The following is a 12,482-nucleotide window of genomic DNA, read 5'->3' on the forward strand; positions in this document are numbered from 1 at the left end:
CCCGGCTCAGCCCGCGAGCGGCGCGAAGAAGCAGAACACGTAGTCGCCCCGGTGGCACCAGTGGAAATTGCCGTCCTTGCTCGGGCGGACCTTGGCCATGGGGATGAAGATGCCGTGGGTGCGATAGCCGCCCGGCACCTCGACCGCGTCGCTGATCGGCTCGCAATCCTGATCGGAGCAGCACTCGTAGGGGTACCACGAATGGGCCGGCTGGATCAGCGACAGGGCGAGGACGAGCGCGGTCTTCATGGGAGGCCACCTTCCGGTTGGTGCCGGCCGGCAGGGCCGGCCGGGGATCTCCCGGCACGGGCCGTGCCAAACTCGCTCCCCTTGGGAGATGGGCGCGGCGCGGCGCGTGCCAAGACGGGTCCGGCGCATGGCGGCAATGAGGGGTTGCGCGCCCGGCCGATCCCCGGCCCAAGCCGCCCTGGAAATTCCGCCGCCCTGGAAATTCCGCCGCCCCGGACATCCCGCCGCCCCGGACATCCCGCCGCGCGCCGCTCGCGGCCGGCCTCAGGGGCGCGGGATCCCCATCCGCAGGTGCCGCGCCGCGGCGCGCAGGCCGACCTGATCGAGCAGGGACGCCAGTTCGGGCTCGCCCCTCTCCCGCGCGCACTCGCTCAGGCCCGCGAAGCGGTGCAGCGCCTCCTGGACCTCGTCGCGGACGGGGAGGTAGGGCGGCGGCGGGGTGACGATCAGCGAGGGCGGCAGCACCCGACGCAGGATGGTCCGGCAGGATGTCTCGACCATCGTGTGCGTCTCCCCGGATCGGCGTGGACCGAACCTGTAGCCCAGGTGGCGCCCGAAGTGGGGAGGCATACGAAATCCGACGGATTGCGTCGCCATGCGGATGCCGGCTTCGCTCAGGCGCCGCGCGGGCTTGTGATCCGGGATCCGCTTTGATCAAGCGGATCCCGTATGACACCGCCGGTTGCAATTGCCGCGCCCGGTCAGTCCGGCCGGGCGGAGGCGGGGCGGGACGCTGGTCACGGCGCTGGCCGCGGGCCTCCTGACGGCGCGCCGTCAGGCCGACTGCATCTCCCGCGCTAGGCCCGGCACCGCCGCAAGCAGCGCGCGCGTGTAGGGATGGCTCGGGGCGCGGAACAGCTCCGCGGCCGGCCGCTCCTCGACGATCTCGCCGCGCTGCATCACGGCGATCCGGTCGCAGATCGTGGCGGCGACGCGCAGGTCGTGGGTGATGAACAGCATGGCGATGCCGAGCCGGCCCTTGAGCTCCTCCAGCAGGGCGAGCACCTGGGCCTGGACCGACACGTCGAGGGCCGAGACCGCCTCGTCGGCGACCAGCACGTCGGGCTCCATGGCGAGGGCCCGGGCGATGCCGATGCGCTGGCGCTGGCCGCCCGAGAAGGCGTTCGGGTAGCGCTCGGCCGCGGCGGGCGGCAGGCCGACGAGCCCGAGCAGGTCGCGCGCCCGCGCCCGCGCCTCCCGGGCCGGGACGCCGTGGGCGATCGGCCCCGCCGTGATGATCTGCTCCACGGTGCGGCGCGGGTTCAGGGAGGCGAAGGGATCCTGGAAGATCATCTGGATCCGCCGCCGCTCGCGCCGCAGCGCCGGGGGCCCCAGGGCCGTGTAGTCGAGCGATCCCAGATGCACGCTGCCGCGATCGGGCTCGATCAGCCGGATCGCGAGCCGGGCCGTGGTCGACTTGCCCGAACCCGACTCGCCGACGAGGCCCAACGTCTCGCCGCGCCGCAGGTCGAAGGCGACCTCCCGCACCGCCGCGACGACCCGCTTGCGGCCGAACAGGCCGGTGCGGGAGGTGTAGGTCTTGCTGATCCCGGCCGCCGCCAGCACCACCGGCTCCCGGTCCCGGGGCGGGCGCGGCGGCGGGGCGAGGCGCGGGACCGCGGCCAGCAGCGCCCGCGTGTAGGGGTGGCGCGGCGTCTCCAGCACCTCGCGGGCGCTGCCGGACTCGACGAGGCGGCCGCGCTGGAGCACCGCCACGTGGTCGGCGATGTCGGCCACGACCCCGAAATCGTGGGTGATGAACAGGACGCTCATGCCGCGGCGCTGCTGCAGGTCGCGGATCAGCCGCAGGATCTGGGCCTGGGTGGTGACGTCGAGCGCCGTCGTCGGCTCGTCCGCCACCAGGATCGAGGGTTCGAGGGCGAGTGCCATGGCGATCATGGCCCGCTGGCGCTGCCCGCCCGAGAGCTGGTGCGGGTAGGCGCGCACGATGGTCTCGGGATCCGGCAGGCCGACCTCGGCGGCGAGCACCAGGACGCGGGCGCGGCGCTGCGCGCGGTCGAGCAGCCCGTGCGCCTCGAACATCTCGGCGATCTGGTCGCCGATGCGCATCACCGGGTTCAGGGCCGTCATCGGCTCCTGGAAGATCATGGCGATGCGCCGCCCGCGCAGGTCGCGCCAGTCGCGCTCGTCGAGGCCGAGCAGGTCGCGCCCCTCGAACTCGATGCGCCCGCCGGTCGGCCGCACGCCCCCGGGCAGCAGCCCGGTGAGCGCGTAGGCGCTCATCGACTTGCCCGAGCCCGACTCGCCGACGACGCAGAGGATGCGCCCCGGCATCAGGTCGAGGGAGAGGTCCTCGACCGCGTGCGCGCGGTCGGCGCCCCGCGGCAGGGCGAGGCTGAGGTTGCGGATGCGCAGGACGGGCTCGGTCACGGCGCTCCCCCCCGGACGCCGCGGCCGCTCGCGCGCCGCGCCAGCACCGCAGGGCCGGTCTCGCCGAGATCCCAGTAGAGGCCGGCCATCAGGACGAGGGCCTCGCGGGTGAGCGGGGCGAGCAGGTGCTCGTCCGGGGCGTGCTGCGAGCAGGCTGGGTAGGAATGCGGCACCCAGAGCGTCGGCAGCCCGAGGATCTCCGAGAAGGCGTCGTTCGGCAGCGAGCCGCCGAGATTGGGCAGCAGGGCCGGCCGCTTGCCCGTGCTCTCGGCGATCGAGGCGAGCGCCCAGGCGACCCAGGGGTCCTCGACCGGCAGGCGGGTCGCCCGGAACACCTCGGTGCGGGCCGGCCGCACCGCCACCATCGGGAAGCCGTGCGCGTCGAGATGCGCGCGGAGCGCCGGGATCAGATTCTCCCAGTCGGTGCCGACCACGAAGCGCAGCTGCAGGGTCGCCTTGGCGGAGGGCGGCACCGCGTTGAGCGGACCGTCCGGGTCGCCGGTCTTGAAGGCGAGGACTTCGAGCGCGTTCCAGCCGTAGACGCGCTCGGCCGGGCTGAGGCCGGGCTCGCCCCACTCCGCGTCGATCGCCGGACCGTCCGGGTCGCCGCCCACCGTGATGTCGGCGAGCGCCTCCCGCACGCCGGGCGGGATCGGCGGCGGGCGCAGGCGCGCGACGCGGATCGCCCCGCGGGAATCGACCAGGCTCGCGATGGCGTTCGCCAGCACGGTGCCGGGATTGCGCAGCAGCCCGCCCCAATTGCCCGAATGGTGGCCGCCCTCGCGCAGGTCGACGGTGAGCTCGAAGTTGAAGGCGCCGCGCGATCCGAGGAAGAGGGTCGGGCGCTCGGCGCTCACCCGCGGCCCGTCCGAGGCGAGGAGGAGGTCGGCCCGCAGCGCCTCGCGCTCCCGCCGGCAGACCTCGCGCAGGCCCGGCGAGCCGGTCTCCTCGCCCGTCTCGATCAGGAGCTTCGCGTTGAAGCCGAGCCGTCCGCCGCGGGCCTCCGCCACGGCCGCCAGGGCCGCGAGGTTGACGAGGTGCTGGCCCTTGTTGTCGGCCGTGCCGCGCCCGTACCAGCGCCCGCCCTCGACGACGATCCGCCACGGGTCGAGGCCCGCGCGCCACTGCTCGGGATAGCCCCGCACCGTGTCGCCATGGCCGTAGATCAGCACGGTCGGCAGGGCGTCGTCCTCGTGGCGCTCGGCGATCAGGAAGGGCCCGTGCACGCCGTCGGGATTGTCGAGGAGGCGGTGGCGGAAGCCGAGCCGCGCGGTCGCCGGGACCAGGAATTCGGTCAGGTAGGCGGCGAGCGCCGGGATCTGGCCGGGCGCCTGGCTCTCGGTGGGCCGCGCCACCGCCTCCCGCAGCGTGGCAAGGAAGCCGCCGTCGTCGAAGTGGCGCGCCGCGCGCGCCAGGGCGTCGTGTCGGGACATCGCAGACCTATCAGACTCTTGGCGGACCTCGAACGGAGGTTCGCGCGGTCAGGAACGCCGCTCGGGGGCGGTAATGTCGCGCAGGCCATCCCCGAGCAGGTTGACGGCGAGCACCAGGACCAGCAGGGCCACGCCCGGGATGGTGATCACCCAGGGCTGGAACAGCATGTACGGCTTGCCCTCGGCGATCATCAGGCCCCAGGAGGGCAGCGGCGGCTGCACGCCGAGGCCGAGGAAGGACAGGGCGGCCTCGAGCAGGATGGCGTGCGCCATCTCCAGCGTCGCCACCACGATGAGCGCGTTGAGGATGTTGGGCAGGATCTCCTGCAGGAGGATCCGGGCGGTCGAGAAGCCCTGCGCCTCGGCGGCGGCGACGAAATCCTGGGCCCGCACCTGCCGGGTCGCCGCCCGCGTCACCACCGCGAAGCGGTCCCAGAGCAGCAGGCCGAGGACCAGCACCACGACCTTGAGCGAGCCGCCGACCAGCGCCGCCATGGCGAGCGCCACCAGCACGACCGGCAGCGCGAGGCGCGTGGTGACGACGTAGCTCACCAGGGCGTCGATCCGGCCGCCGAAATAGCCGGCCAGCAGGCCGAGCGTCGTGCCGATCAGCCCGGAGATCAGCGCCGCCGAGAACCCGATCAGCAGCGAGATCTGGCTGCCGTAGATCAGGCGGCTGAGATAGTCCCGCCCGAGCTTGTCGGTGCCGAGCAGGTGCTCCCAGGAGCCCTTGGCCTGCCAGATGGGCGGGATCAGGCGCCGCGAGACGTCCTGCGCGTAGGGGTCGTGCGGGGCGAGCAGCGGCGCGGCGAGCGCCGTGAGCAGGACGAGCCCGAGGAGCCCGGCCCCGATCAGGAAGCCGGCGTGCGACAGGCCGCGGCGCAGCACGATAGCGGTCGGCGAGCGCACCGGCAGCGGCGCCTCGGCGGCCGGGGGGACGAGGCCGGGCTCGGCCGGCGGGGAGCTCGGGGCGATCATTGGCGCAGTCGCGGATCGAGGAGGGCGTTGAGGAGGTCGGCGGCCAGGGTGAGCGCGATGTAGATCATCGCCAGAACCAGCACGATCGCCTGCACCACCGGGAAGTCGTTGCGGGCGATCGACTCCCAGGCGAGCTGGCCGAGCCCCTGGAGCGAGAACACCGCCTCGACGACGATCGATCCGCCGAGCATGAAGCCGAACTGCACCGCGGCGAGCGCGATCACCGGGATCACCGCGTTGCGCAGGGCGTGGCGGACCAGGATCTTGCGCGGCGGCAGGCCCTTGGCCCGGGCGGTGCGGACGAAGTCGGAGGAGAGCACCTCCAGCATGCCGTTGCGGGTGAGCCGCATCACCGCCGGCATGGCGTAGTAGCCGAGCGCCACCGCGGGCAGCACGAAATGCTTCCAGGTGGCGTTGCCCGAGACCGGCAGCCAGCGCAGGTTGACCGAGAACACGATGATCAGGGCGAGGCCGAACCAGAAGGTCGGCATCGCCTGCCCCAGCACCGAGACGAACAGGGCCGCGCGGTCGATCCAGGTGTCGCGGCGCACCGCCGCCAGCACCCCGAGCGGGATCGCCACGAACAGGGCGACGGCGAGCGCCACGACGCCGAGAATGAGCGTCACCGGCAGGCGGGCGGCGATCAGGTCGGTGACCTGCTCGCGGAAGTAGAAGGACTGGCCGAAATCGAGGTGGAGCGCCTTCCAGGCCCAGGCGGCGAACTGGGCGAGGAGGGGCCGGTCGAGCCCGTACTGGGTCCGGATCGCCTCGATCTGCGCGCCCGTCGCATCGGGCCCGGCGATCGCCGTGGCGAGGTCGCCGGAGAGGTGCAGCAGCAGGAAGCTCGCCACCGAGACGGTGACGGCGACGCTGAGCGCCACGAGCACGCGGCGCAGGGCGAAGCGCAGCATCGCGGCCTCACTTCCAGGAGGCGGCGTAGAAGCGCGGCACCTCGTCGGGCTGCGCCGTGAAGTTCAGGTCCTGGGTGAAGGCGTAGTTCGACGGGTAGGAGAACATCGGCAGCGCGTAGGCCTCGCCGGCGATGCGCGAGAGCGCCTCGGCGTACTTCGCCTTGCGCTCGCCCGGGTCGCTCGCGGTGTCGCCGGCCTGGAGCGCCGCGATCACCGCCGGGTCGCGGGTCAGATCCTCGTCGCCGCCGCGGAAATACACGCCCGTGAAGGCCGAGACGTCGTTGACCGAGAACGAGCCCCAGGTCTGGAAGCCGATCGAGACCTTGCCGCCGCGCAGCGCGTCCCGGAAGGCGGCGTAGCGCAGGTAGTTGAGCCGCGCCCGGATGCCGACCGCCCGCAGGTAGCCGATCACGGCCTCGGCGTAATCGCGCTCGCGATAGGCCGCGAGGTCGATCTCGAACCCGTCCGGGTAGCCCGCCTCCTTGAGCAGCGCCTTGGCCTTGGCGGGATCGTAGGCGTAGCGCGGGGCGCCCTCCTCGACGCAGCCGAACTGCCCGGAGAAGCACAGCACGTTCATCACGCGCGCGCCGCCGCGCACGAGGTTGTCGACCATCGCCTTGCGGTCGATCGCGTAGGAGATCGCCCGGCGCACCCGCACGTCCCTGAGGGGCGACTTCTCCATCGCCCGGCCGCCGACGTCGAATTGCAGGAAGCCGACCCGCATCGTCTCGGCGCTCAGCACCGTGATCCCGGGCGCCGCGCGCAGCTGATCGGCCTGGTCGCTCGGCACGCGCCAGATCCAGTCGATGCCGCCGGTGACGAGCTCGGCCATCCGGCTGTCGGCGTCCGGGATGACCCGGAATTCGAGCTTGCCGATCTTCGGCCGCCCGATCGGGCTGCCGGACCAGTACTTCTCGAAGCGCTCGAGCTTGACGCCGCGCCCGCTCTCGACGCTGACGATCCGGTAGGGCCCCGTGCCGACCGGCGCCTTGGCGAAGCCGTCGAGCCCCACCTTCTTGAAATAGGCCGCCGGGAAGATCGGGGTCGGACCCGCGAGGTATTCGAGCGCGGCCGGGAACGGCGCCTTCAGGTGGATGCGCACCGTGTGCGGGCCCAGCACCTCGGTGGACTTCATCCAGTCGACGTTCTGCTTGGTGACCGTGCGCGCCTCGGGCGTGAGCACGTAGTTGAAGGTGAAGGCGACGTCCTCCGGCGTGAGCGGATCGCCGTTGTGGAAGACCACGCCCTCCCGGATGGTGAGGTCGAGGGTGACGGGATCGGCCCATGTCCAGGCGGTCGCCAGCATCGGCTGGTAGGTGCCGGTGGCGGGATCGCGGTAGAGCAGCGTGTCCCAGGCGTTGCGGGCCAGGATGACCCCCTCGCGGGCGCTGTTGTGATAGGGGCTGACGTTCTCGGGCTCGCTGTCCGAGGCGTAGACCAGGGTGTCGTTGGCCTTGCCGGCGAGGGCCGGGCCCGCCGCCCCGGCCAGGAAGGCCGTTCCGGCCAGGAAGGCCGTCCCGGCAAGGAGCAGGGCCGCCGCTCCGCGACCGCGCGGGGCGGTGCGGGCGAGGCGGGGGGCCGGTCGGGTCCGTCTCAGCATGTCGGATCGCCTCTCAGAGTGAGGCACCGCCCCGGATGGGTCCCGCGGAGCCCCTGCCGCTTTCGTGACCATGCCAGAGTGTTGTGCAGGATGGTTCGCAGCAAGTAGAATTTGGCGAAGCGTCCGTTGCCGATCCGGCAAGGGTCGGCGGGGGCGGGAGCGATGCAGACCAGCAGCCTGCGGTACTTCCTGGCCGTGGCGCGAACGGGATCGATCGCGGCGGCGAGCGCGCAGCTCAACGTCGCCGCCTCGGCGATCAGCCGGCAGATCGCCAACCTGGAGGCCGAGCTCGACTGCGTGCTGTTCGAACGGCGGCCGCGCGGCATGGTGCCGAGCCCGGCCGGCGAGTTGCTGGCCCAGCACGCCCACCAGGTGCTGATGCGCACCGAGCAGGTCGTGACCGAGATCCGCGACCTGCAGGGGCTGGTCCGGGGCCTGATCCGGGTGGCGAGTTCCGAGGGCTTCGCCCTCGACATCCTGCCGAACGCCATCGCGGCCTTCCACGGGAGCCATCCGGGGATCCGCTTCGAGCTGACGATCCTGCCCCCGGCCCAGGTGACGCAGGTGGTCGCCGCGGGCGACGCCGATATCGGGATGACCTTCGCCATGGATGCCGTCCCGCCGGTGCGGGTGGTCTACGACGCGCGGGTGGAGATGATCGTGGTGGCGGCGCCCGGACACCCGCTCGCGGGGGCGCCGCTCCTGCGCCTCGCCGACCTCACCGCCCACCCGGTCGCGCTGCCGACCCGGGACACCACGGCGCGGCGCACCTTCGACGCCGCCTGCGCGGCCGAGGGGGTGGCCATCGAGCCGACCCTGACCGCCAACCATCTCTGGGCGCTGCTTCCCTTCGTGCGGCGCACGCGGGGCGTCGCGGTGATGTCGGCCCTCTCGGTGGAGACGCCCCTGCGGCTCGGGGAACTCGCCGCGGTCCCGATCCGGACGCAGGGCGGGCTGATGCGGGGCATCCAGATGCAGACGATGCGGGATCGCCGGCTGCCGCGGGCCGTCGGGGCCTTCCTGCGCAGCCTGCTCGCCGCCCTGCCGCCGGCGTGAGGGCGGCTGCCGCAGCCCGGCCCGGTCGGGGAGCGCGGCCGCCCCCTCAGCCCCGGTGCTCGCGGATGTCGCCGATCACCGAACCGGTATCCGAGCCCGGCGGCCACCATTGCGCCGGCAGCACGGCCTCGACGCGGTCCTCCGGATAGGTCGCCTGCAGAAACGACAGCGCCTCCGAGCGGGAGGTCGCCCGAATCGTGATCGGCGGTCGGTAGCCGCGCCGCGTGCGGAGGCTGCCGATGAAGAGCTTGGTCATCGCGATCTCCAGCTCTGTCGGGCATGACGGGACGGGGCCTGCGGGGCGCCGCAACCCTGACCGTATTGACGCCGCAAGCGCTCTTTTGTTCCGGCCAGGACCGGATTTTCTCCCCGGTCCCCGCCCATCCGTTCCTGGACGGACCAGTGTTTCGGTGTGATCCTCGCGCGCATGACCCGTCTCTTTCACGCGGCCGACCATTACCCGCCGGTCGGCGCAATCCTGCGGCCCGGACATTACGGCCGCATGATCGGTGTCTCGCTGCATTGTCACTACGATCACGCGCGCGAGAAAATCCTCGAAGAGGTCAGGGCGGCCGGATTCCGGGACAAGCCGTCGCGCCTGCGCAGCATCTTCGCCTGCCTCACGGAGGAGGACGTGCGCGCCTATGTCGAGACGCAGTGCGCCCGGCATGCCGGGCGCGTGCGCGAGCCGCTCTACGAGGTCGAGTCGATCGATGCGGCGGCCCCGACCCATGTCGGCGACTGGACCATCGCCGAGGCGGTCCGCTGCGGCGGCGACGAGGCGGTGCTGCTCGCCGAGCTCTACTGGAAGGGCAGCGAGGGCCCCGAGCGCCCGCCGGTCGGAACCTACCGGGAGCTGGTCACCACCTCCCCGCTCAGGGTGGTCCGGCGGCTCGATGCGGCCTGACCCGCCCCCTCACGGCGCGGGCCAGCAGAACGGCGTCCCGGTCTCCGAGGGCGTGGCGAGCCAGACGACGTGACGGCGGCCGCTGCGGCCGTTCGCGTGCACGCGGACCTCCTCCACGGCGAAGCCCGTGTTGCGCAGGCGGGCCTTGAAGCGCCGGTCGGGCCCGCCGGACCAGACGCCGAGGACGCCGCTCGAGCGCAGGGCGTAGCGCGCCCGCCTCAGGCCCCAGCTGTCGTAGAGGCGGTCGTTCTCCACCCGCGTCAGCGCCTCGGGGCCGTTGTCGACGTCGAGCAGGATCGCGTCGTAATCCGCCTGCCCCTGCTGCATCACGCGCTTGACGTCGTCCTCCCGCAGCTCGACCCGCGGATCGTCGAGGCTCCCGGCGAAGACGTGGGCCAGCGGGCCGCGCGCCCAGGCCACCACGGCCGGCACCAGTTCCGCCACGACGACCCGGGCGTCCGGCCCGAGCGCGTCGAGCGCGGCCCGGAGCGTGAAGCCCATGCCGAGCCCGCCGATCAGCACCCTGGCCCGCGGGCGGTCCCGCAGGCGGGCGCAGGCGAGGGCGGCGAGGGCCGCCTCGGAGGTGCAGGCGCGGTTGCTCATCAGCTCGATCCGGCCGACGCAGATCGTGAACTCGTGGCCTCGCTGCATGAGGCGCATCGGCTCCCGCTCGCCCGGGATGGCGGCGGCATCGAGTTGAACCCATTCTGTCACCGGGAAGGCCTCTGGTTTCGGGACGCGGGCGCGGTCCGTGGAGCGCCGTAGATGGTCATGGCGCGCCTTTCGTGCGATGTCCGTGTGATGAACGACACAAGCCTGTACCCCTTCGCGATCGAAGTTTCACCGCTGGCCCGGCCCAAGGGCCATTACGGCTGGGCGATCCGCCGCCACGGCAAGCTCCTCGAACGGTCGGACCGGCCGCACGAGAGCGAGGCCAAGGCGCGCGCCCAGGCCCTCGCGGCGGTGGAGCGGGCCTTCCGCGCCGGCTCCGACTCGCGGCGGCGCTGACGCGCGGCGGCGCCGGGCCGCCCGCATCCTCGCAGGCGTCGGGCAGCGACGGCGCGCGGGGCCGGGTCTTTTCGCCCGGGCGCCTTGCCATCGGGGTGGAACCGGCCCATATTGCATCTATCGATCTTTGGCCGGACTTCCGGGCCTCTTCGCCCAGCTTTTGCCGGGCGCACGCTCTGACACTCTCTCCAAAACTATCGATCAGGCGAGACTTGGCCGCGCTGAAGCGCGCCGGGTTCACGCGTGCACTCGCGAAAAACATGGATACGATGATGAGCACCGGCACCGTCAAGTGGTTCAACGGCCAGAAGGGCTTTGGTTTCATTCAGCCGGACGACGGCGGCAAGGACGTCTTCGTTCACATCTCGGCCGTCGAGCGCTCGGGCCTGCAGACCCTCTCCGAGGGCCAGAAGGTGTCCTACGAGCTCGAGACCGATCGCCGCAGCGGCAAGCAATCCGCCGGCAGCCTCCGGGCCGCGTAGACCCTCCGGCGATCGATGCGGCCGGGTCCGGCCGCATCCCTCCCCTGTTCCGAGTGGACAGACCTGAACTCCGATAGGTTACTCTGAGTGAATTTTACGTTTATTTCGAATCATCTTCCGGGTTCCGCGGCGGCCGAGCCGCTGACGTTCCAGGTGCGGCAGATCTGGCAGAAGGTCGGCGACGAACGCGTCGACGTCAGCCACCTGCTCGACAGGACCTACGACTATCATTCGACGCGGGAGTTGCGCTGGCATCTGGCCGACAGGTTCTCGAGTCCGGTGCGCACCGTCAGCCTGAGCCGGGCCTAGCCGTGGCGCGATTTCAGGACGCCCCGCTGGGAGATCGGCTGAGATCGGCCGCCGCTTCCCGGCAGGCCATGCTGGCGCGCTTCCGCGACCGGCCGGCCGATGACGATCCGACCCTGGCCGCGCGCCGCGCCGAGCGGCAGGCCCTCGCCGAGGCCCGCGCCCTGCGCGCGGCCGAGCGGGAGGCCGAGCGCGCCGCCGAGGCCGCCCTGGCGGCGGCCGAGCAGGCGCGCCGGCGCGAGGTCGAGGCCGCGGCGCGGGCGCGGGAGGAGGCCGAGGCCTCGGCCCGGGCCCTGTCGCTGCAGGCCGACCGGAAGGCTGCCCGCGACGCCCGCTACGCGGCCCGCAAGGCCCGCCAGCGCGGGTGACGCTCCCCGCCTTCGGCGGCAGCAGCCTCGGTCCCCGCGGCGGCACCCGCGGGGCCTCACCTCCGCGACGCGTCGAGGCCGGCGCGTCGCCCCTCGTCGGGAGAGACTCGACCCATGTCGCACAAATTCAAGCTGCATCAGCAAGTCCGCATGCTCCGCAGCGGCTTCTCCGACTCCCTCGCCAGCAGCGGGGAGGTGTTCGAGGTCGTGCAGCTGATGCCGGAGGACCGGACCGGGGAAGCCACCTACCGGATCCGCTCCCGCATGGGGGAACGGGCCGTGCGCGAGAGCGAGATCGCCGCCGCCGCCCGCTGACCCCTCGGCCCTCGCCGGGGTGCCGTCTCGGGCGCCCCGACATCCCGCCGGCCCGGGCGCGGATCGTCCGCCGCGCAGCCGGGATCGGCACGCGCCCGTTTCCCCGTCACGGGTTCTCGACCGGGCAACCCGAAAGCGAATGAGCATGACCAGGAGCCCCATCACAGGCGCGGCGCGCGGCCCCTCGAACGAGGAGTTCAGGGAGCGGATCGCCCGCCTCGCCCCGGTGCCCGGCACGGAACCGTCGAGCGCTTCGCGCGCGTCCCGCGGCAAGCCGGCCCGGGGGCAGCGGCCCGCGCCGCCGCCGGACGCCCCCGCGCCCGCCGACGCGGCGGACACCGCCGAGAGCTGACGCGGCCCGCGCGGGAGCGCCGGACCAGCGCGCCGTCGGACATCGGGTCGCGCCCCGGCCCGTCGGGCGGGACTCGGCCGGATCCCGTCGCCGAGCAGACGAGCATGGGGCAATTCTGCTCGGCCT

At 72.9% G+C, this 12,482-nt stretch carries 17 protein-coding genes; 8 read left to right on the plus strand and 9 right to left on the minus strand.

Going from position 1 to position 12,482, the window contains the following annotated elements:
* Positions 1-6: 6 nt before the first annotated feature.
* The 7 genes from QA634_RS15065 to QA634_RS15095 all read right to left on the minus strand — a co-directional run bounded on the left by QA634_RS15065 (position 7) and on the right by QA634_RS15095 (position 7,562).
* Positions 7-249: a hypothetical protein gene (locus QA634_RS15065; protein ID WP_012332780.1), complete on the minus strand. Its 243-nt coding sequence runs from the start codon at positions 247-249 to the stop codon at positions 7-9.
* 264 nt (positions 250-513) lie between these two features.
* The gene (locus QA634_RS15070; RefSeq protein ID WP_012332781.1) at positions 514-750 is read right to left on the minus strand and encodes a hypothetical protein; all 237 of its coding nucleotides are present in this window, start codon (positions 748-750) and stop codon (positions 514-516) included.
* 273 nt (positions 751-1,023) lie between these two features.
* A complete protein-coding gene (locus tag QA634_RS15075) occupies positions 1,024-2,640 on the minus strand; it encodes an ABC transporter ATP-binding protein (protein ID WP_012332782.1) in 1,617 nt (538 codons plus the stop codon).
* Positions 2,637-4,073, minus strand: a complete 1,437-nt coding sequence (locus QA634_RS15080) for a M20 family metallopeptidase (protein ID WP_012332783.1) — start codon at positions 4,071-4,073, stop codon at positions 2,637-2,639. Before QA634_RS15080 ends, QA634_RS15075 begins: the two co-directional genes overlap by 4 nt.
* A 48-nt stretch (positions 4,074-4,121) precedes the next feature.
* Positions 4,122-5,051, minus strand: a complete 930-nt coding sequence (locus QA634_RS15085) for an ABC transporter permease (protein ID WP_012332784.1) — start codon at positions 5,049-5,051, stop codon at positions 4,122-4,124.
* The gene (locus tag QA634_RS15090; RefSeq protein WP_012332785.1) at positions 5,048-5,962 is read right to left on the minus strand and encodes an ABC transporter permease; all 915 of its coding nucleotides are present in this window, start codon (positions 5,960-5,962) and stop codon (positions 5,048-5,050) included. The genes QA634_RS15085 and QA634_RS15090 overlap by 4 nt, the downstream gene beginning before the upstream one ends.
* Positions 5,963-5,969: 7 nt before the next feature.
* A complete protein-coding gene (locus QA634_RS15095) occupies positions 5,970-7,562 on the minus strand; it encodes an ABC transporter substrate-binding protein (protein WP_012332786.1) in 1,593 nt (530 codons plus the stop codon).
* Positions 7,563-7,724: 162 nt separating this feature from the next.
* Between QA634_RS15095 and QA634_RS15100 the strand changes: the two genes are divergently transcribed.
* Complete coding sequence (locus QA634_RS15100) at positions 7,725-8,618, plus strand: LysR family transcriptional regulator (RefSeq protein ID WP_012332787.1); 894 nt, start codon at positions 7,725-7,727, stop codon at positions 8,616-8,618.
* 46 nt (positions 8,619-8,664) lie between these two features.
* Here the strand turns inward: QA634_RS15100 and QA634_RS15105 are convergent, their stop codons facing one another.
* Positions 8,665-8,874 carry a hypothetical protein gene (locus QA634_RS15105; RefSeq protein ID WP_012332788.1) on the minus strand — a complete coding sequence of 70 codons (210 nt, stop codon included), beginning with the start codon at positions 8,872-8,874 and terminating at the stop codon, positions 8,665-8,667.
* Between the two features lie 171 nt (positions 8,875-9,045).
* Between QA634_RS15105 and QA634_RS15110 the strand changes: the two genes are divergently transcribed.
* Positions 9,046-9,525, plus strand: coding sequence for a hypothetical protein (locus QA634_RS15110; protein WP_012332789.1), 480 nt, complete (start codon positions 9,046-9,048; stop codon positions 9,523-9,525).
* 9 nt (positions 9,526-9,534) lie between these two features.
* On the opposite strand, the gene QA634_RS15115 is transcribed toward QA634_RS15110, so the two are convergent.
* The gene (locus tag QA634_RS15115) at positions 9,535-10,239 is read right to left on the minus strand and encodes a spermidine synthase (RefSeq protein ID WP_012332790.1); all 705 of its coding nucleotides are present in this window, start codon (positions 10,237-10,239) and stop codon (positions 9,535-9,537) included.
* Between the two features lie 87 nt (positions 10,240-10,326).
* Between QA634_RS15115 and QA634_RS15120 the strand changes: the two genes are divergently transcribed.
* The 6 genes from QA634_RS15120 (at position 10,327) to QA634_RS15145 (ending at position 12,356) form a co-directional block, all read left to right on the plus strand.
* Positions 10,327-10,533 carry a hypothetical protein gene (locus tag QA634_RS15120; protein ID WP_012332791.1) on the plus strand — a complete coding sequence of 69 codons (207 nt, stop codon included), beginning with the start codon at positions 10,327-10,329 and terminating at the stop codon, positions 10,531-10,533.
* A gap of 272 nt (positions 10,534-10,805) precedes the next feature.
* Entirely contained in the window at positions 10,806-11,015 is a 210-nt protein-coding gene (locus QA634_RS15125) for a cold-shock protein (RefSeq protein ID WP_018260584.1), read from the plus strand.
* Between the two features lie 87 nt (positions 11,016-11,102).
* The gene (locus tag QA634_RS15130; protein WP_150108662.1) at positions 11,103-11,324 is read left to right on the plus strand and encodes a hypothetical protein; all 222 of its coding nucleotides are present in this window, start codon (positions 11,103-11,105) and stop codon (positions 11,322-11,324) included.
* A gap of 26 nt (positions 11,325-11,350) precedes the next feature.
* A complete protein-coding gene (locus QA634_RS15135; RefSeq protein WP_043702415.1) occupies positions 11,351-11,689 on the plus strand; it encodes a DUF6481 family protein in 339 nt (112 codons plus the stop codon).
* A 114-nt stretch (positions 11,690-11,803) separates the two neighbouring features.
* The gene (locus QA634_RS15140; RefSeq protein WP_012332795.1) at positions 11,804-12,004 is read left to right on the plus strand and encodes a hypothetical protein; all 201 of its coding nucleotides are present in this window, start codon (positions 11,804-11,806) and stop codon (positions 12,002-12,004) included.
* A 145-nt stretch (positions 12,005-12,149) separates the two neighbouring features.
* Complete coding sequence (locus QA634_RS15145) at positions 12,150-12,356, plus strand: hypothetical protein (protein WP_236728695.1); 207 nt, start codon at positions 12,150-12,152, stop codon at positions 12,354-12,356.
* Positions 12,357-12,482: the final 126 nt, after the last annotated feature.

This window comes from Methylobacterium sp. CB376 (assembly GCF_029714205.1).
In the GTDB taxonomy this organism is placed as follows: Bacteria; Pseudomonadota; Alphaproteobacteria; order Rhizobiales; family Beijerinckiaceae; genus Methylobacterium.